General features: G+C 41.5%; 21 protein-coding genes. 11 read left to right on the top strand and 10 right to left on the bottom strand.

Annotated features, from left to right (window positions below; all coding sequences use genetic code 11):
* Positions 1-272: 272 nt before the first annotated feature.
* From V1500_RS03980 to V1500_RS03970, 3 genes are read right to left on the bottom strand one after another with little or no spacing between them, the layout of a single operon-like run.
* On the bottom strand, positions 273-1,757 hold the full coding sequence (locus tag V1500_RS03980; protein WP_409304310.1) for a hypothetical protein: 1,485 nt from the start codon (positions 1,755-1,757) through the stop codon (positions 273-275).
* A gap of 15 nt (positions 1,758-1,772) precedes the next feature.
* Entirely contained in the window at positions 1,773-2,156 is a 384-nt protein-coding gene (locus V1500_RS03975) for a DUF6114 domain-containing protein (protein WP_409304309.1), read from the bottom strand.
* A 19-nt stretch (positions 2,157-2,175) separates the two neighbouring features.
* Complete coding sequence (locus V1500_RS03970) at positions 2,176-2,754, bottom strand: DUF6230 family protein (RefSeq protein ID WP_409304308.1); 579 nt, start codon at positions 2,752-2,754, stop codon at positions 2,176-2,178.
* Positions 2,755-2,986: 232 nt separating this feature from the next.
* On the opposite strand from V1500_RS03970, the gene V1500_RS03965 reads away from it, so the two are divergent.
* Positions 2,987-4,483 (top strand): LuxR C-terminal-related transcriptional regulator, encoded by a 1,497-nt coding sequence (locus tag V1500_RS03965; RefSeq protein WP_409304307.1) that lies wholly within the window; start codon positions 2,987-2,989, stop codon positions 4,481-4,483.
* 133 nt (positions 4,484-4,616) lie between these two features.
* Here V1500_RS03965 and queF read toward each other — a convergent pair whose 3' ends face one another.
* The gene (queF, locus tag V1500_RS03960; RefSeq protein WP_409304306.1) at positions 4,617-5,114 is read right to left on the bottom strand and encodes a preQ(1) synthase; all 498 of its coding nucleotides are present in this window, start codon (positions 5,112-5,114) and stop codon (positions 4,617-4,619) included.
* A 423-nt stretch (positions 5,115-5,537) separates the two neighbouring features.
* On the opposite strand from queF, the gene V1500_RS03955 reads away from it, so the two are divergent.
* The 3 genes from V1500_RS03955 to V1500_RS03945 are packed head-to-tail and all read left to right on the top strand — an operon-like array spanning position 5,538 to position 7,807.
* Complete coding sequence (locus V1500_RS03955; protein ID WP_409304305.1) at positions 5,538-6,353, top strand: amino acid ABC transporter substrate-binding protein; 816 nt, start codon at positions 5,538-5,540, stop codon at positions 6,351-6,353.
* A gap of 14 nt (positions 6,354-6,367) precedes the next feature.
* A complete protein-coding gene (locus V1500_RS03950) occupies positions 6,368-7,048 on the top strand; it encodes an amino acid ABC transporter permease (protein ID WP_409304304.1) in 681 nt (226 codons plus the stop codon).
* 12 nt (positions 7,049-7,060) lie between these two features.
* Positions 7,061-7,807, top strand: a complete 747-nt coding sequence (locus tag V1500_RS03945) for an amino acid ABC transporter ATP-binding protein (RefSeq protein ID WP_409304303.1) — start codon at positions 7,061-7,063, stop codon at positions 7,805-7,807.
* Positions 7,808-7,842: 35 nt separating this feature from the next.
* On the opposite strand, the gene V1500_RS03940 is transcribed toward V1500_RS03945, so the two are convergent.
* From V1500_RS03940 to V1500_RS03925, 4 genes are all read right to left on the bottom strand, one after another.
* Positions 7,843-8,823, bottom strand: coding sequence for a hypothetical protein (locus V1500_RS03940; RefSeq protein ID WP_409304302.1), 981 nt, complete (start codon positions 8,821-8,823; stop codon positions 7,843-7,845).
* Positions 8,820-9,761, bottom strand: a complete 942-nt coding sequence (locus V1500_RS03935) for an ABC transporter permease subunit (protein ID WP_409304301.1) — start codon at positions 9,759-9,761, stop codon at positions 8,820-8,822. Before V1500_RS03935 ends, V1500_RS03940 begins: the two co-directional genes overlap by 4 nt.
* Before the next feature lie 274 nt (positions 9,762-10,035).
* Positions 10,036-10,989: a hypothetical protein gene (locus V1500_RS03930; protein WP_409304300.1), complete on the bottom strand. Its 954-nt coding sequence runs from the start codon at positions 10,987-10,989 to the stop codon at positions 10,036-10,038.
* Positions 10,986-11,930: an ABC transporter permease subunit gene (locus V1500_RS03925; protein ID WP_409304299.1), complete on the bottom strand. Its 945-nt coding sequence runs from the start codon at positions 11,928-11,930 to the stop codon at positions 10,986-10,988. Before V1500_RS03925 ends, V1500_RS03930 begins: the two co-directional genes overlap by 4 nt.
* A 225-nt stretch (positions 11,931-12,155) precedes the next feature.
* On the opposite strand from V1500_RS03925, the gene V1500_RS03920 reads away from it, so the two are divergent.
* The 5 genes from V1500_RS03920 (at position 12,156) to qoxD (ending at position 16,604) form a co-directional block, all read left to right on the top strand.
* Positions 12,156-12,287 (top strand): BA3454 family stress response protein, encoded by a 132-nt coding sequence (locus V1500_RS03920; RefSeq protein ID WP_409304298.1) that lies wholly within the window; start codon positions 12,156-12,158, stop codon positions 12,285-12,287.
* 502 nt (positions 12,288-12,789) lie between these two features.
* A complete protein-coding gene (gene qoxA / locus V1500_RS03915; protein ID WP_409304297.1) occupies positions 12,790-13,704 on the top strand; it encodes a cytochrome aa3 quinol oxidase subunit II in 915 nt (304 codons plus the stop codon).
* A 69-nt stretch (positions 13,705-13,773) separates the two neighbouring features.
* Entirely contained in the window at positions 13,774-15,720 is a 1,947-nt protein-coding gene (qoxB, locus tag V1500_RS03910; protein ID WP_409304296.1) for a cytochrome aa3 quinol oxidase subunit I, read from the top strand.
* Entirely contained in the window at positions 15,720-16,316 is a 597-nt protein-coding gene (gene qoxC, locus V1500_RS03905; protein WP_409304295.1) for a cytochrome aa3 quinol oxidase subunit III, read from the top strand. The genes qoxB and qoxC overlap by 1 nt, the downstream gene beginning before the upstream one ends.
* Positions 16,317-16,319: 3 nt before the next feature.
* On the top strand, positions 16,320-16,604 hold the full coding sequence (gene qoxD, locus V1500_RS03900; protein WP_409304294.1) for a cytochrome aa3 quinol oxidase subunit IV: 285 nt from the start codon (positions 16,320-16,322) through the stop codon (positions 16,602-16,604).
* Between the two features lie 75 nt (positions 16,605-16,679).
* Here qoxD and V1500_RS03895 read toward each other — a convergent pair whose 3' ends face one another.
* A complete protein-coding gene (locus V1500_RS03895; protein ID WP_409304293.1) occupies positions 16,680-16,937 on the bottom strand; it encodes a hypothetical protein in 258 nt (85 codons plus the stop codon).
* Between the two features lie 320 nt (positions 16,938-17,257).
* Here V1500_RS03895 and V1500_RS03890 point away from each other — a divergent pair, with 320 nt between their 5' ends.
* Positions 17,258-17,848: a YdcF family protein gene (locus tag V1500_RS03890; protein ID WP_409305910.1), complete on the top strand. Its 591-nt coding sequence runs from the start codon at positions 17,258-17,260 to the stop codon at positions 17,846-17,848.
* Between the two features lie 91 nt (positions 17,849-17,939).
* On the opposite strand, the gene V1500_RS03885 is transcribed toward V1500_RS03890, so the two are convergent.
* Positions 17,940-18,212 (bottom strand): IDEAL domain-containing protein, encoded by a 273-nt coding sequence (locus tag V1500_RS03885; RefSeq protein WP_409304292.1) that lies wholly within the window; start codon positions 18,210-18,212, stop codon positions 17,940-17,942.
* Between the two features lie 226 nt (positions 18,213-18,438).
* Here V1500_RS03885 and V1500_RS03880 point away from each other — a divergent pair, with 226 nt between their 5' ends.
* Complete coding sequence (locus V1500_RS03880) at positions 18,439-19,785, top strand: amino acid permease (protein WP_409304291.1); 1,347 nt, start codon at positions 18,439-18,441, stop codon at positions 19,783-19,785.
* The last annotated feature ends 172 nt before the right edge of the window (positions 19,786-19,957 follow it).

Below are 19,957 nucleotides of genomic sequence, written 5' to 3'. Positions count from 1 at the left end.
AGCTAAAGTATCATTTAAATGAAATTTGTCTTTCCATATAACTGTTTGCAAGGCACAGATAGCCGAGATGCGGCAATTCGACTATGCTCAGCTTATTATATTTCAAATCTCAGAACCACGAAATGAAACTATCCAAACATTGCCTGATAGCATTTATTATTTTTCGGGAAATAATTCGACAATATTCACATAAAAAACAGATTTCTCAGTCAAGTGACATAAAGCAGGTCATTTACAGAAAAAAGAGAAGAATACCTCTTCTCTCCATCGTGTTATTTTAATGGAAGCAGCGCTCCATCCTGTTTTTTCTCCAGGTTATCTATGATAGCTGTTAGTTTCTCTTCCTGGCTAGGCGGGTTTAGAACGTTGACCAGCAATTTGTTTAATCCTAATTCTTGTATAAGCTCCTTCCCAAAACTATCTAATTTTTCCTGTACTGCTTTATTGCTCCCGCAGACATCCGTTAATGGTTTATTTTCCTTTAACGCCTTTTCCATCAATTCGCTCGCTACTTCTTTTGTAACTGTTTCATCCGCTTCCTGAAACCTTGTACAGGCGTCGTCGTCCTTCACTGTTTTTTTCTTTTCCCCTGTTTTAACTATAGCGCTTGTTGTTTCCTCGACCGCACTCACTATTGTTTTTTCTGCAGGCTTAACAGCTGCTTCAACCTTTTTTTCCACTGATTTAGCATTATCCGCTGTTTTTTTCACCTTTTCTGTAAGAGGCTTAGCCTGATCTTTAACAGTCTTCAGTGTATCTCTTACTGGCTGAAGTTTGCCTGTAATCGGATGAAGCTTATCTGTCACTGGTTTCAGCTGGTCAGTTACCGGCTTTAGCTGATCTGTCACTGGTTTGAGCTGGTCCGTTATCGGCTTTAGCTCGCCTGTTGCCGGTTTAAGCCTGTCTGTGACCGGCTTCAGCACGTGTGTAACAGGTTTTAATGTATCCAGTACGGGCTGCAATTCACTTGTTAGCGGCTCCGTTAATGGGTTGGCTATGCTGTCTAATGGTCCGGTTGCACTTTCTACAGTACCATCCAAAGGGGATGTGTTACCCGCAAACTTATCAAAAATCTTAACCAGCGGGTTTTTTCCGATTCCCGGAATTCCACCCACATTAAGGAGATTATCTTTTATCTTTGCTGTTTCATCAGAGCAGGTTAATGGCAGCTTGCCTTCCATAATCTTATTGATTTCGTCCCGAATCTGGCTTGCCGGAAGAAGAGCCAGGTCTTGAATAATTTTTGCCGGCGGCAGGCTATTCGGTCCCACTTCTCCAGAAACTGTCTGCATTTTCAACTGTTCGAGATTGCTCGAGTCCGCATGCATATAGTGAACCATCATTGTCACATGATTAAGTCCGGCCTGGGGTACTGTTTTTGCGGCGTGAATACAAGCTCCTTTAAAGGAAATGGCACTTGCATCGACCGTCATGCCCGACATCGTTACCGGTCCCTGTGCATGCATGGTCAGACTGACAACGCCATTCGGGCTGCTAAACTGCTTAGTGAGTCTCATTCCATAAATCGTAGCCTGCTTATATCGGAAGCGAAGCATAGGTGATTTATCCTTTTTCGATGTTTCTGTATAAACCAATGATGCTGTCATATCTTCCCCAATGACACGGTCTGCTTCAATAATAAACCCTTCCATGTCAGTATTTTGAGCAAAACCCGCATGCCCAAACGGAAATGAAATCAGGAAAATCTGAATGCTAAGCATTACAATGAATATGTTTCCCCTGGGGATTTTCAACATAGTACCAAGTCTCCCTTATCCTATCTTCGCTGGCTGTTCCGTAATATCAGAATTAATATGAGGCGGAGTTTCATCTATTACCGATTTCCAGGCAATCAGCAACGATCCTCCCACGATTCCGAAAATCGTGCCGAACAGAAATCCTCCTAGAGCTCCTATCACTGATAAGACAGACAAGAAGATGGTTAATATCCCCAGAATTTTTGAGGAAAATGGAAAGAACGCAGACAGCACTCCCAGCAAGATGATTAAGCCGCCGAATAACAACCCGATCATTGCAACAGAGCCTGGCAAAAACGTACTTAAGTATAAATTAAAGGGGACCCATAGAATCATAAAACCGCTGATAATCGTAACGAGCGCTCCCCAAAATGGGCGAGATTTTCTCCATTGCTTCATGCATAACACCTCACAGATTTTACTTTTTAATTCTCTCTACTGTCAGTTTCATGCCAGCCATGTTAATGGTTTCCTGGAAGAGATAATGAGTTTTGAGCTTTGCATTTTCGAGTATGATGGTAGAGGATGTCTGCTGGAATTGTTTCTGCCAATCGTCGCTGTGCTTTTCTGCCAGCGCAAGGTTTGAGAACTTTGCATTCGCCTCAATTAATCCCGCATCATGCTGGAGCCCTGATATTTGAACTGGCTTTGATGCTGTAATTTTCACTCTGATCCAACCGTCTCCGGCTTTAAAATCTTTATATAATTGCAGATTGGTAATAGTCAGTTTTTCGATTAAATTTGTTCCTTGTGGCGCTGAATCCTCGGCGCTGGTCTCGCCCAGCTTAGGATAAAATTTATAGCCTGAACCCTCCAGCTTATCGAATTCTACGTAAAAGTCACCTACCCCAGCTATAGGGACTGCGTATGCAACGCCCGTAATCCCGAAAGAAACCAGTAACAGGCCCAGAAGAAGAAAACCCGAAGCCATTGATGTCCAAAATGCTTTTTTATTCATCCCCCTTGCTTTTTTCACTTGCTGCGCTTGCTGAATCATATGGCACCTCCATATTTTGCAAAATATAAAAAATATTTCTTTAACCATATATCCGCGTCGTTAATTCCTCAATCACGTAATATGTCGCTAAATGAGGTTTGGCACCCGACAAATGTCGGGTAATTTTCAACTACCTCCATATACGGCAACTTTGCAACGTATTATGTTATAACCATGAGAGTCATGATGTTTGTAGCGTGTGACTATTAACAATAAACCGGAGGAAAACCAGATGGAACACAAAATGGATCAACTTGTTTGCAGAGGCATTTCAATCATGAAAGCGCATTCAAATTTATTCTTGAAACACTGGAACCATACAAAAGCACATCTGATTAAAAAACAGACACCGCTGGTACATGAGTTTGATGATATGATTCAACATTCCCTGACAATCCTGTTTAATAATCCGGATCATCCTCCTAAGCAATTCTGCTCTTCCCTTTTTGCTGAATGGAATAATAGATACCAAAAATTTGAAGATACAGATGCGATTTTCTTATTATCGATCGTCGAAAGCTTGTTCCAAAAAATTTTAATGAACAGCTCACATATCTCTTTTCTTGATAGGCAGGCGGTACAAGCCTTTTTTACCAGATTGATCGATCAAATACTGATGGTCAGGAAAATGGAAGACCAGACTGAAAAATGGCTGAATATGGTCATTTCCATGAATGCTATACCTGCGAAATGGATCGCCTCAATCACAATGGAGGAAAACAATCTGAAAATCAACAAAGTGGTGTGTTCTCCTGAATCTAAGACCCATAACCAATTTATACAGGTTTGTGAAGGTATCGAAGCGAAAAGTGTTTCTGATTTGCAGACTATATTAATAAGGCTCCTTAATCCGGGAAGCGGTCACGAACAAATACTGACAATCCCTTTTGTAAATGAATATATTTTGCTGTGCACCAAGCATGCCCACTCCTTCATCAGTGAGGAAAACAAGGAGCTATTGAAGAAAAGCTATTTGCGGCATATGAAGCTGAAGCATCTTGAGAACGAAGTAGTATGGAAGGATTCAGCCCTGTTGTTCCTGCAAAGCCTGGTTCGCTCAGATACAGCAGCTGAAGCGATTCAGCTGATTACCGATGGCCTTGTCGACTATCTCCCGTTCAACAGATGTGCACTATTTATTTATTCGCCGGGGCAGCATTCAGGTGTCGGTGTATCAGGCTGTAATATCGAGCGAGAATATATCCTGGATATTAAAGAAGAAATCGACCAATTTCCTCTTTTGAAAAAGTACTTAAGCCAATTGAATTATTCCAAGCCAATCCACATTCCCCATGCCATGAACGCATTGCCGGAGACATACATAAATAGATTTAATCTGAAGTCATTGATTGTGGTTCCCATTTTCGTACCGACAAAAAATAGGCTTATTGGAATCGCTCTATTAGATAAAGGGGAAGGACAGTACTTCGAGGTTTCAACGCAGACCTTAACGGCATTAATTAAGTTTGGACAGTATGCAGGAGAAGTTTTGAATAGATTTTGGGATGAAGCTATGCAGCACATCGGTGTAAACGAAACGATATTATCTCCGAGGGAAATTGAAGTAATGAAGCTGATGGCCGAAGGTGCATCCATCAGTGATGCAGCTTCAAGGCTTTATCTAAGCTCCTATACAGTAAGAGATTATGTTTCTGCCATCATTCATAAACTGAATGCCCGCAACCGGACGGAAGCAGCGGTAAAAGCTGTAAAAATGAAAATAATATGAGGGCCAGCGTGTATGCTGGCCCTGCTAGCTTCTTAAACGGAGTGTAAGGCCCCCGTTATTCTGTGCATGCGATATTGTAAGATAATAAGGCCGATAAATGCCGCATTAAAATATAGAGCAGCATGCTTACAATCTACCTATTATCAACCGTCTCAGGGTAAAGGTCGTGGTTCATAAGCCTGTACTCTGCCATCTTCTCATACTTCGTTCCAGGCCTTCCATAGTTTGTATATGGATCGATGGAGATTCCTCCCCTTGGCGTGAATTTGCCCCATACCTCGATATATTTGGGATCCATCAGCTCGATCAAATCATTCATAATGATATTCATGCAATCCTCATGGAAATCCCCGTGGTTGCGGAAGCTGAATAGATAAAGCTTCAACGACTTGCTTTCCACCATTTTTTCTCCAGGTATATAGCTGATATATATGGTGGCGAAATCAGGCTGGCCTGTTTTCGGGCAAAGGCTGGTAAATTCCGGGCAATTGAATTTGACAAAATAATCCCTGTTTGGATGTTTATTATCAAAAGCCTCTAGTATTCCCGGTGAGTATTCGAATAAGTATTTAGTTCCTTGATTACCCAGCAAGCTTATATCCTGCAATTCTTCGTCTTTTCTTCCTGACATGTAAATCCCTCCCTGATCTGATGCTGGTGAAAGAGGCTTAACAGGCTTTTAAAATAGAAAAACCATATCTTCTATAAAGATATGGTTGATAAGACATCACTATCAAAGCCATAGTTTTTTATAGAGGGTGAAGCTATGAACCTCTCATCACGAAGCTTATATAATTAGTTTTCCTAAGTAAATATAGTGAATGATTCCTTTATTGTCAACCGACTTTAATAAATATATTTCATTCATATTCGTTTAAACAACATAAAAATAAGAGCCGTACACATGTTTAACAGCTGGGATTGCAGTATAAACATTCCTTGTAATAACAAATACTAATATGGAGCTTAATCCATTGACAATTTAGCGACAATTTTATATTCTTTAGAAGCTTTGTAAAAATTTATTCCGATAAAACTACTGGGGGTTTACTGCATGAAGAAACTTATATATGCAATGGTTTCTATCGTGATGCTTCTTGCTCTGGCAGCATGCGGCAATGATGGAAACAGTAAAGAAGAAGGAAACAAAGAGTCTGCGGGAGGCAAAAGCTCCTATGACACGATTAAGGAAAAAGGCGAAATCACAATTGGCACCGAGGGTACCTATGCCCCATTCACTTTCCATGATAAATCAGGGAAATTGACTGGCTTTGATGTTGAAATTGCCGAAGAAGTATTCAAGCGTCTTGATATCAAGCCAAAGTTTGTGGAAACAAAATGGGATGGAATGATTGCCGGCCTTGATGCCAAGCGTTATGACATGGTAGCCAATGAAGTGGCGATCCGTCCTGAACGACTTGAAAAATATGATATGTCAGATCCATATATCGTTTCAAAAGCTGTTTTGATTGTTCATAAAGACAATAAAGATATTAAGAATCTGGATGATTTACAGGGCAAGAAAGTGGCTCAATCACTGGACAGCAACTATCGTAAAATTGCAGAAGAACACGGTGCAACAAACACAGTTGTAGAAGGGTTTAACCAATCCATTGACCTTATTACTTCCAAGCGTGTAGATGCAACTTTAAATGACAGCCTTTCATATCTTGATTTAGTGAAACAGCGCCCTGAATTGGCAATCAAGAAGGTATACGAAGAAAAAGATGCGACCAGCAATGCTTTCTTATTCCGCAAAGACAATAAAGAGCTTGTTGACAATGTAAATAAAGCTCTTGCAGATATGAAGGAAGATGGTACGTATCTTAAAATATCCAAAAAATGGTTTAATACCGACGTATCGAAATAAGGGAATGAAAAGATATGTTTGATGAACGTACAGAACGAATTATAGGAATCCTTAGCGATTCCTTTTTTCCTATTCTAAAGGCCGGCTTATATTTCACCATTCCACTGACATTAATAACTTTTATTTTGGGACTGATTCTTGCTTTCTTCACTGCGGTGGCGCGACTTTCAGGTTTCCGTCCATTATCCGCAGTAGCCCGGTTCTATGTATGGATATTCCGCGGAACACCTCTGCTTGTGCAATTATTCATCCTGTTTTACGGCTTGCCAAGCGTAGGCATTACACTAGATCCGTTTCCTGCAGCCATTATTGCCTTCACTTTGAATAAAGGGGCGTACAGTTCTGAAATAATCCGTGCAGCAATCCTTTCGATTTCCAAGGGGCAATGGGAAGCAGCTTATTCCATAGGAATGACAAAGGCTCAAGCCATGCGCCGGATTATCATGCCGCAAGCTGTGCGTGTATCCATCCCGCCGCTTGGGAACTCCTTTATCAGTCTTGTCAAGGATACATCCCTGGCAGCAACCATTACTGTTACTGAACTTTTCCAGAAGGGACAGCAAATAGCTGCCGTTACGTATGAACCGCTTTGGCTCTATATAGAAGTTGCAGCTATTTACTTGATATTCAGTACCGTTCTTTCTTATTTACAGGCCAGACTCGAGGTAAAGTTTGAGAAAGGTATAGCAAAATAAGGAGGGATCTATGTGATAGAAATAAAGGGTTTGCAGAAACATTTTAAAGGACTTGAAGTATTAAAGGGAATCGATTTAGCGATTGAAAAAGGAAAGACAGCTGTCATTATTGGGCCGTCTGGTTCCGGGAAGACGACCCTCTTGCGCTGTTTAAATTTGCTTGAGATGCCGGACGCCGGCGAAATCACGCTGGGGGACCAGAAGCTTGGTTTTAGCCGCAGCACAAGAATTCCTGCTGGAAAAGTGATTGATTTCCGCCATAAAACAGGGATGGTGTTCCAGAATTATAACCTCTTCCCCCATCTGACAGCATTGGAAAATATAATGGAGGGGCAAGTAATTGTCTTAAAACGCTCGAAACAGGAATCACGTGAAAAAGCACTCTCCCTCTTAGAAAAGGTAGGTTTAAGAGACCGGGCGGATATGTATCCCCATCAGCTTTCAGGCGGGCAGCAGCAGCGAATCGGGATAGCCAGGGCGATGGCTATGGATCCTGAGGTTATTCTTTTTGATGAGCCTACCTCTGCACTCGATCCAGAATTGGTCGGGGATGTTTTAAAGGTAATTAAGAATCTCGCAAAAGAAGGAATGACAATGGTCATCGTCACCCATGAAATGCAGTTCGCCCGGGATGTAGCTGATAAAGTGATATTTATGGATCAGGGAGTTGTCGTTGAAACGGGTTCCCCTGAACAGGTTTTAATTAATACTCAAAATAAGCGTACACTTCAATTCTTGAATAAAGTGATTGACAGATAAAAAAATGACGGCATACAGCGCCGTCATTTTTTTAATTAGATATTAAGATTTCGGCTTTCTTTCCTGCCATGGATCCTGTCACGGATTTTATTGACGATCAGCCCGGGTGATTTAGCCAGACCGTCACGCACCAGCATGGATTGCTTTTGGATTCCTTCTCCCAGTGCTAAAAAAGAGATCATGGAGAAAATGATCATCGCTGCAGCCGAAAGGGGGATCCATGGTGCAGTTTTTATATCTGCAAGTATATTTGATAAATATATCGGCCAGATATTAGCCGTATTCGTGATTGCGTACATAGTCGGCCCGCCTGGAGCCCCCGGCAGCTGCACAAGTTTCTGGGCGATAAAAATATTAAATATCCCCAATTGGCCAAATAAAAATAAAACTGTACCGATATGCGTGAAAAATGTTGAAATCCACTGTTGTAAATTAATGGGGAGATAATGCCACTTAAAGAGCCCAGCCATACCGGTCCCGGATATGATGGCCGCCTCATAATATGTCTGTGTATGTACTCTCTCTACGCCTTTCTGAACAACTTCCGCAATTTTACCCAGCTCCAGCACCACCAGCAGCGCCAGCATCCAGAATGGACGGTGTGCCGAAAAAACAAAGAACGGAATTGTAACCAAAAAGATAATAAAAAATATTAATGGAATCCGTGAAAAGAAGTTATTCCAGCCTTGGAGCATCCACTTCACCGAAGAGGAATGAGCACTCCATATTCCCAGCGGAATAGCCAGCAAGAACACCAGAACACTCACCGCCCCTGCCATCAGCAACGTGGTCCTTGTTCCCATGACCAGGGCGCTGAGAAGATCTCTGCCTTGCCTGTCTGTTCCAAGCCAGAAGTCTGCAGAAGGCTCCAATGGAGGCAGGTTAAAAAAAGACTTATAATAGCTCCTCGTGGCGAGGTCCTCATCAATCCCCGGCAAAAAGGGGCCGAATATAGCCAGAAATACTAAAAGCCCTACACCTGTTAGCCCAAAAGCTAAGCTCCAATTCCTTGTCATGATCCGTCCCCCCTCTTTACAGGTACAAGAACATACTCAAGGATTGCAACAATCCACTGGACTATCAGCAGCAATGCCATAAATAGTAAGCTAAAACCAATAACGGCAGGAGTTTCTATCGGCAGTGACTGCCCGGGAGAGATTACACCCTTAAGTTGAAGCGCTACCACTAATCGATAGCCAATACCGTTATAAATCGACATAAATTCTACTATGAACATGCCTGACAGCAATGTCATAAAGATCGGCATGCTTTGCTGCAATAACTTTGGCCAGCTATTGCGCATCGCATGATGCCAAAGCACCGCTTTCTCTCCGATACCCTTTGACCGTGCTGTTTTAATATAATCCTGACTGTCCTCTTCCTCTAAGGCTGCTGCTGTATACCTTGCGATTATGGCAGCCGGATACATACTAAGGAATAAGATAGGAAGGAAAAGGTTTTCAAGTTTTTCATCTCCATAAATATCAATTTCAAGAAAACCTCGTTTCCCCGCTTCGAAGACGATCGTCTGTATGAAGATAATTAAAATGAATTCTGGAACGGCCTGTCCAAGCCAGGTCATCCGCTTGCCAAAGAACCGCCATAGGCCCGTCTGCCTCCGATAGTCAAACATTCCCTTGTAAACACCGGCTAAAACGCTTAAGAATAATGCAGGAATGAGAATTTTGGCGCTCCGCCATCCAAAATGGACGAGCTCTTCTTCTACAGGGAGTTCATACCGGGTGATCCCCAGGCTTTTATGTTCTTTTACCCCCTCCCAATAATTAACGATATTTTCTTTATATGCTGTCCATGTAAATTTGTAACTCATGATGTCTTTATAACCGTCCCTGTGTGACTGGGTATCTCTCGGCAAGAGTACCAAAAGAACGAGGACTGCTGCTACTGTAACCCATAACAGCAAACTGCCCACAAGCTTCCATAAAAGCTTCACCGAATTAGCCCCCCCTTTTCCTAGGCTGTTTTCCTGTTATCAAAAAATTTACTTATTTCGAAATAAAATTTGGGGTCCGCCAGCGTTGCCAGGCCTCGTAGGAGGTGAGGTCTGACAGCGTTGCCACAGGACGTGGCGCACTTAGCTGGCCTTCCACTTGTGGCACTCTTAGCTGACCTCCCACATGTGCATGTTTAGATTTCATGCTCACTTCTATCCATTACCATTTCTAGGATCAAGCGGATTAAGCATTACTCCAAATAGAATGTTTTTGTTAGATATTTTCTCTTTTTATGATCAAGGCTCGTGACAATAAAACCCGGATGACTCCCTTTCGGCTTACTGTATCTCCTTCCTCCTGCCTTGCCAGCGACCTTTGCCTCAAGCCTTCTCCTAACGCAAAAAACGAAAGCATTGCACCCATCATCATGCATGCAGCGGATAGAGGAATCCAGGGTGCCCATTTGATATCGTTGATGATATTTGATAAGTATACCGGCCATACGGGAATGTTATTTACAATTTCGTAGCCGTATCCAAGTACAAATGTATGTGATAAAAAGATGTTAAATATCCCTAACTGCCCAATCAAAAACAGCATGCTGCCAATATGGGAAAAGAAAAGCGACAGCCATTGCTGAAAGCAAGCAGGGATGTAATGCCACTTACAAAGCCCGACAATGCCTGTTCCTGATACAATGGCGGCTTCATAATAGGGAGTACGCTGAATGGCCGAAACATTCCCCTGCATGACTTCAGCCACTTTCCCTACCTCCAGGGCCACAATCAATGTCAGTAAAAAAATGAAACGATGCGGCGAAAAAACAAAATAAGGGATCGTGGCTATGAAAATGACAAAAAATATAAGTGGAATCCTGGAAAAGAAATAATTCCATCCACGGAGCAGCCAGCGTACAAAAGGTAAATGCGCTGCCCCAATACCTAACGGGAACGCCAATAAGAACACTAAAACGCTTATTCCCACTACGGTAAGAAGGGTATGCCTGGCACCCAATATCAGGGCGCTGTACAGGTCTCTTCCATCCCTGTCGGAGCCAAGCCAGAAGTCACTGGAAGGTTCGTAGGGAGGCAGATTAAAAAAAGATTTATAATAGCTTCTTGTTGTAAGATGTTCATCCACACCGGGCAGGAATGGACCGCAAATAATTAAAAACAGGAAAAACAATCCGCCTGCCAACCCCATCTTAAACGATAGACCTTTCATCATAGCTGTTCCTCTCCTTTAACGGGAAGCAGAAAATAAGAAATGATTTGCATGGTCCATTGGTACACCAGCAATACGCTCATAAACAGCAGGCTAAAGCCAATGACCGCTACCGTGTCAATCGACATGTCATACCCCGGAAGCAGCGCGGCATCAATGTTGATCGCCTTGATAATTCTGTACCCTATGCCTTTATATAATGACAAATATTCAACAACAAACATTCCCGAAAGCAGCGTCATGACGATCGGCATGCTGTGGTGAATCAGTTTCGGCAAGCAATTAAGCAAGGCATGTTTCCAGAGCACTGCCTTCTCTCCAATCCCCTTTGACCTGGCTGTCTTGATATAATCCATGCGATTTTCCTCATCCAGTGCCTCAGATGTATACCTGGCAATCACAAAAACTGGATAAACAGCAAGGAAAACGGTTGGCAAAATCGTGCTATACCAATTTTCGTCCCCGTAAATGTCAAATTTGGGAAAGAATCTTCTTGATAGCTCAAAGATAGCTGTTTGAAGAAAAATGATCGATATGAATTCCGGCATTGACTGCCCGAATGAAGTAAGCCCTCTGCCTAGCAATCTGCGTTTCCCGGATGAATGCCTGTAATCAAAGACACCTTTTGAAATGCCAGCGGCCACACTTAATATGAAAGCAGGTACCAAGATCTTCAGGCTATTCCATCCATAATAGACCATCTCTTTTTCTACAGGCTCTTCATATTTGGTCATTCCAAGGCTTTTGTTCTCTGCCACGCTGCTCCAGTAATTAGAAATGTTTCCTTTGTATGTCTCCCAGTCGATGCCGGTATCTGTAATAAAATTATATTCTTTATCATAATGTGAAGTATTTTCCCGCGGAAGAAGCACGATCAGCGTAAATACAAATGCCACTAAACTCCACAATAACAGGCTTCCCGCCATTTTCCCTATCAGTTTCATATGATGCCCCCTTATATTGATGTACCTGATATTGGCCTTTTGATTTTTATCTTTTAGAGGCCACAAACCAAATAATACCAAATAATTCGGAATATTTCGAGTCCGTTTGGAAGAGCGACTATTAAAGGCGCAAAGAAAAATACAGCATCTTCACAAATCAGAGGTTTATATGTTGTTGATTTCAGGTAAAGAATATATCGAAACCTAGAAGAGAGGAAGCTTACTATGGTACAAGTAACCGTTAATGTAGAATATTTAGGAAAGAACTATCAAACAAATGTAATAGCCAGGCAGGAAGAAACAGAAGAATTGATTTTTCAAAAGGCTTTGGCACAAGTTAAACAGCAATGGAAGTAATGAATAATTGCCTGGTTATATAATAACGCTAATTATTCACAGACGACGCGGCTTTGCCGCGTAAATCTTCCTTCTGCTAACATCACAATTCTTCTCTTTTAAGAATCTTAGATTGAAAACTTGTTTTGGGACAAACCGTTTAACTTTTTCACAAACTATTATCAATCCCTCTTACAGTCATGGTACAAAAGTTTTACATAACTGTTAATATCTTAGAATAATTAAAGCAAACTGTTTTTCAAAAAGAGTCAATTAAATCCCAAAGACTAGAAATTGTTTCACATTCACCCTTCCCTCCCACCGATCCCCTAGACAATTAATGAACTTTTTGTGACATAGTGCAATATTGTTTGTATTTTGGCACCCGCGGTACTAATATAAGTACGGGTAGTTTAATAGGATAATAACATTGGATTACGGTTCTTATTAATCTTGTGAAATAATTAACAAATTGTCCAATAAATTATCTTAATATTTCCAAGTGAATAGAAAGGGGTAAACTATGAAACTCAAGTGGGCTTTATTAACTTTAGTTTTTACTATTGCCACTGTGCTAACTGGTTGTGAACCATTGTTGGTATTGGATCCTAAAGGGCCACAGGCGAAAACACAAGCCGATGACATTATGATGTCGATTTGGATCATGTCATTTATTGTCCTGGTCGTTTTCGGACTTTTGGTATTCATGTTAATAAAATACCGTGCATCAAAACAAAGCAAAGACTACGAACCACCCCACATCGAAGGAAGCAAATGGGTTGAAGCCCTTTGTATCGGGATACCGGTTCTAATTGTAACATTCCTTTCCATTATGTCAGTTAAATCCAATTATGAAGTAGAGGCTACACCGAAGGGCTATGAAGGTAAAGAGCCATTGGTAGTGTACGCGTCGTCATCTGACTGGAAATGGCATTTTAGTTATCCGGAAGAGAATATTGAAACCGTTAACTACCTGTATATTCCTACAGACCGTCCGATTGAATTCAAGCTTTACTCTTACGGACCGATTACAAGCTTCTGGATTCCACAGCTTGGAGGCCAAAAGTACGCAATGAACGATATGGTCACTACTCTTCATCTTGCTGCTGATACTCCAGGAGAATACATGGGCCGCAATGCCAACTTCAGTGGTAAAGGAACTGCTGAAAATGTATTTGACGTAACAGCGATGTCCCCGGCAGAATTTGAAGACTGGGTGAAAGAAGTTAAAGAAACAGCTGCACCGCTTACCGAAGAAAAATTTGATGAGCTATTGAAGCCAGGCCATCTTGGCAGATCCACATACACTGGCACACATTTGGAATTCAGCAAGCCGCCAACTGCTGAAAATGGCGGTCATAAACATGGCAACTCTGACAAAGAGCATGAGGGTCATGAGTCCGACGAAGAACATGCGGACCATGAATCCCACGATTAATATATTTCAAATTTTTTAAAGACCAGTTTTATTTTCGAAGCAATATATTTCCGAAAGGAGTCAAACAGTATGGAATTTTTCCAACGATTTGCCATACCACATCCCAGTCCTGTGATTTACGCATCGATGGTTGCGATCGGCCTTACTGTCATTGCGATACTCGCAGGGTTAACCTATTTTAAAAAATGGGGTTATCTATGGCGTGAATGGCTGACAACAGTTGACCATAAACGCATCGGTATTATGTACTTAATTTCCGCATTGCTGATGTTATTCCGCGGCGGCGTCGATGCTATCATGCTTCGTGCCCAGCTAGCTACTCCTGAAGCTAAGCTACTGGATGCGCAGCACTATAATGAAATTTTCTCAACACACGGGGTTGTTATGATCCTGTTTATGGCGATGCCATTCATAATGGCATTAATGAACGTTGTTGTTCCTTTACAAATTGGAGCACGTGACGTAGCATTCCCTCGTTTGAACGCATTGAGCTTCTGGCTTTTCTTCATGGGAGCTATGCTATTTAACATTTCTTTCGTAATCGGCGGTTCTCCTGATGCAGGCTGGACTTCTTACTTCCCGCTTGCAGGAAATGACTTCAGTGAAACAGTCGGTACGAACTATTATATGATTGCTATTCAGATTGCCGGTATCGGTACATTAATGACTGGTATCAACTTTATGACTACTATCTTAAAAATGAGAGCACCTGGCATGACCTTGATGAAGATGCCAATGTTTACCTGGTCTTCCCTTGTGGCTAACGTTATCATCGTTTTCGCTTTCCCTGTATTGACAGTGGCACTTGCGATGGGTACAATGGACCGCCTTTTTGGCACACACTTCTTCGCAACTGACAACGGCGGTATGGATATGCTTTGGGCCAACCTATTCTGGGTTTGGGGTCACCCTGAAGTTTATATCTTGATCTTGCCTGCATTCGGTATTTACAGTGAGATTATCTCTACCTTTGCTAAACGTAACCTATACGGCTACAAATCAATGGTATTCTCTATGGTTGTCATTGCAGCCTACTCATTCCTGGTATGGGCCCACCACTTCTTTACAATGGGCCAGGGAGCACTGACTAACAGTATTTTCTCTATTACAACAATGGCAATTGCCGTACCAACAGGGGTTAAGATCTTTAACTGGCTGTTTACGCTTTATAAAGGAAAAATTGAAATTACAACGCCAATGCTATACTCATTATTGTTCATCCCGCTATTTACACTCGGCGGTGTTACCGGCGTTATGCTTGCGATGTCAGCGGCTGACTATCAGTACCATAATACAATGTTCTTAGTCGCTCACTTCCACAACGTTATTATTCCAGGTGTAGTATTCGCTATGCTTGCTGGTTTGACTTACTACTGGCCAAAAATGTTCGGCTTCATGTTAAATGAGAAGCTTGGCAAATGGGCAGCATGGCTGCTTTCTATCGGCTTTATTTTAGCCTTTATGCCAATGTACATTACAGGTCTCGACGGCCAGGCACGACGTATGTACACGTATTCTGAGTCCACTGGTTTTGGTCCATTGAATATGGTTTCATTCATCGGGGCACTTATCATGGCAGTCGGATTTGCAGTAATCGTTTATAATATTTATTACAGCATCCGTTACGCTTCACGGGACATCAGTTCAGATCCATGGGATGCACGTACGCTTGAATGGGCAACTCATACTCCGATACCGGAATATAACTTTGCCCACGTACCACATGTTGAATCGATCGAAGCTTTCTGGGATGCCAAGAAGAAAGGCCATGCGCTTTTCAAAGGCAAATACGAAAAGATCCATATGCCAAATAACAGCGGAATGCCGTTTATCATGGGCTGTATCTTCTTTGTATGGGGCTTCTCCTTTGTATTTAGCTTATGGATTCCTTTGATTCTTACAACAATCGGCCTCTTTATTTGCATGGCCCTTCGCTCATTTGAAAAAGATCACGGCCATTATATTTCTGTTGAGGAAATAGAAGAAACTGAAACAAAATTGCGAGGTGCTAAATAATGAAAATAGATAACTCGCTCCCACTTGAATATAGTACTGAAGAAAATCGCTTAAAAATCCTAGGTTTCTGGATCTTCCTTGGCGCAGAAATCATGCTGTTCGGTACTCTTTTCACATCATATTTCACATTGGTGGATCGCACCGGCAGCGGTCTGGGCGGAGCGGAGCTTTTCGAAATGGCTCCGGTTCTTATCGAGACATTTGTGCTTCTGGCAAGCAGTTTCACCATTGGCCTTGGAATTCATGCCATGCGTCTGGGCAGAAAGAACGCAATGTTAGCTTTCTTTGGCATCACTCTTATTCTGGGACTCGTATTCTTAGGTGTTGAAATTTACGATTTCGTTACCTATATTCATGAAGGGGCTACCATTCAGACAAGTGCGTTTACCGCTATCCTATTTACTACATTAGGAACACACGGAGCGCACGTGACACTCGGGTTTTTCTGGGGCTTGTTCATCCTTCTGCAAGTAAGAAAGCGTGGATTGACTCCTGAAACAGCCAATAAATCATTCATTTTCTCTCTTTACTGGCACTTCCTTGACGTAGTTTGGATCTTCATCTTTAGTTTCATCTACCTGAAAGGATTGATGTAAAAAATGAAAGAACTATTTCCAGCCAAACAAGTGATGGGATTTGTATTCTCCCTGATCTTGACTGTTGTAGCTCTTCTAGTCTACTACATGGATATGTCTTTTGCAGCAGGCATGACAGTCCTGCTGATCACGGCTTTTATACAGGCAGGCCTTCAGCTTATCGTATTTATGCACGCAGGTGAAACAAAAGATAAAGGCGCCATCTATACAAACATCTACTATGGAGTGTTTGTAGCGCTGGTCACTATCTTTGGAACACTGCTATGTATGATTTGGGGTTATGTATAAGACAAATAAGACAAGGTACCAAAAAGGGGTAGTTACAAAAGTAACCACCCCTTTTTTTAGTACATAAAAGAGCATTTATAACCGCGCTCCCCTTTTCACTTTAATTGTATCCACTTTAATTCCTGTATATCTTTTCTCAAGCATTTCTCCAGTAGCCGCAAAAAACATGCCCATCAGGAAAATAAATACCGCACCCATAACTGTGCCAATTCCAACACCCGTCACATTACTGTAATCGCTTACAAAACCGAATGAAAAGAGACCAATCCCGATTGCTAAGATAATAACACCTACAAAGCTAACAGCAGTTACAATTTTGCCATAGGATTCCATTACTCTCATCTCCTTTGTCTTATTTCCATTATTCCCCTTGTTCACAAAATTGTCAAATACTATTTCACATTTTTGACATATTTTCTTAATTTTTCAGGGTGAATAAATTAAATAAATTTGACATTTTACAGAGAAAAATGTCCTATCGTGCAAATCGTCTTATAATGGTAACATAATTTGGTATGACATTGGCCTGATTGTCCGCTGACAGGGAACAAAATTGCCATACTAACCCTGTCAATCGCAATCCTTAGAATGGCATTCTTACTGAAAATCGTTTAAAAAACGGGGGATTAGTCATGGAAACTTCACCAAAATGCATGCGTAAAAAGAGATTGAATAGATTCCCAATATTTCTTGGTTTCATATGTATCCTTGGAGCATTGTATATAGGAGTGCTTCATGTGAAGATTTATCAGCATGCACATGTTCAAACACCGGAGAGTGCGGAGTACTTAATTATTTTGGGAGCGAGAGTAAGAGGCGCCGAACCTTCTTTGGCTTTACAGTATCGTATAAATGCTTCTGCAGCATATCTTAAACACAATAAAAGGACGATTGCCATAGCATCGGGAGGCAAAGGGACCGGGGAAGACATATCAGAAGCCGCTGCCATTAAAGCTGAATTGGTCAAGCAAGGTATCGCAGAATCCCGCATTATTCTGGAAGACAATTCTACAGATACATATCAAAACATCAGATTTTCAAAAGAGTTGCTGTCTGATCCATCGGCAAAGGGAATTATAGCCACAAATGATTTTCACATGTATCGCGCATTGCATATTGCAAAAAATGAAAATCTGGACGTATCTGGGCTGCCTGCAAAAACACCTGCATCTGCCCTTCTTAAATCATATATCCGGGAATACCTGGCAATTACAAAGTATTATCTAATGAGTGTTTTGAAATAGGATGACCACCATATTAAGGGACACCAGAAAAAAACACCCATCCGTCAAATTTGGAACAGAAAAGGTGTTTTCACTTATTTTTCAACTGCGCTTATAATGCCTGTTCCCACCCTTCTGAGGTTAAGGCGATAAAACGCGATTTATCTTTTTCGTCCAGAGCTTTGTCAATTTCGGCGTATCTCTTATTTTCCAGTAATGCTGCCTGCACCTTTTTGATGATTTCATTTGCACCGTTTGTATATTCCGTATGTTCCTGCATAAGAATTCTTTTAGTCTTCAAAGCCTCTTTGTCTGTCAGCCCTTCCAAGATAGACGTTACATATTGATCTTTGTTAAATCCATTGGATTTATAATCGGGATTCATATCAATTTCCTCCTCTAGATTGGTTAGGTAATGGTTACTACTTAATTACCCGAAAATCCAGAAAAATAACAGGAAAAGCTCATATTATGAGTTTTCAAAAATAACCAATTTATTTGTTTCCTAGATTTTGTTTTAAAAGCTTCGCAATTATGTTATATTGATATAAAGTTACTTTAGTGCTAAAAAGCATAAAAGTAAAGCAGTGCTCATAGAAAGAAGGTACCCCATGCAGAATAAACAGAATGACTTAAAAAGAGGATTGCTTCCTCGGCATGTTCAGTTCATTGCCTTAGCTGGCATGATTGGGACAGGTATATTCAAAGGAAGCTCCGACACACTAAATATGGCTGGACCCAGCGTAGCCATAGCCTATCTGATAGGCGGGCTGCTGCTGTTCATCGTAATGGCCGCACTTGGGGAGATGGCTTCGGCATACCCGGGATTAAATGTACAGCATCTTGTAAATAAAGCGTTTGGATTTAAAGTTTCCTTTATCGTCGGCTGGCTTTATTGGATTAACTGGATTCTTGTTATTATTGTAGAATTGTTAGCGGCCGGAAGCTTTCTGCAATATTGGTTCACTGATTCTCCGCTTTGGTTCCTAAGCCTGCTTTGCGGAGCATTGATAGTAGGTATAAACCTGTGCCAGGTAAAATACTACGGGGAAATGGAGTTTTGGTTTGCAGGCATAAAAATAATTGCTCTGACTTCATTCATAATACTAGGGGCTCTCATGCTGTTTGGCATTATACCCGGTCCATCCGAAAATCTATTATCGAACTATACGGCGCATGGAGGCTTTTTCCCTCATGGTGCAAGCGGCATTTTCAGTGCGTTTCTAATCGTGATGTTCTCCTATGGCGGGGCAGAATTAATTGGAGTTGCCATAACAGAGACTAAGGATTCGAAGAAGGTTTTGCCAAAAATCATAAAAGGAACCGTTTTGCGTGTAATCCTTTTTTACGTCCTGCCAATATTAATTATTTGCGGCATTATGCCTTGGGATACTGTATCCAAGCAAGATAGTCCTTTTGTACAGGTCTTTAGTTTGACAGGAATTCCTGGAGCAGCAGATGTAATGAACTTCGTATTGCTTACTGCAGTTTTATCAGCTGCAAACTCGGGAATATACGCTACATCCCGCACATTATTCAGCCTGGCACAAAGCAAGGAAGCTCCTCAAGCACTGGCAAGAACTTCGAAAACAGGGATTCCAGCCAATGCAATCATGCTGACGACGCTATTTTTGTCAGGAGGCATATTCCTGGCTTATCTGACTCCGGGACAGATCATCGGGTATTTGATGTCCATTCCTGGCTTCACAATCATTTTACTATGGCTTGCCATTTGCCTGGCGCAAATAAAACTGCGCCGCCATTACCCGCAAAGACCAGAATTCCAGCTTAAATGGGCACCTTTTTCTAGCCTATTTGCAGCAATTTCACTAGCCATCATCTTTATATCATTTATACTCAATAAAAATAATGTCATTGGCACTACCATTTGCCTTGCCATTGTTGGAATATTAATCATTTCTGCATTTATTGTAAAAAAGAAGAAATCAATGCAATAGTGTACATTCTTCAAAATTAGAAGAGGAAAGGCCAGCATCAGGGATGTTGGCCTTTTGTTTCTATTCTGGCATTTCTACATGGGGAAACTCCACAGGCGAAGTGAACTATGAAGAATGCCGATGTTTTGGATATGGGTTTAAACTGAATAGTAACAGGAAATAGAAAATATAA

This window comes from Peribacillus sedimenti (genome assembly GCF_046237635.1).
Taxonomy (GTDB): domain Bacteria; phylum Bacillota; class Bacilli; order Bacillales; family DSM-1321; genus Peribacillus; species Peribacillus sedimenti.
Note: the sequence above shows the minus strand (reverse complement) of the source record. Positions and strands in the feature narration are given on the sequence as shown.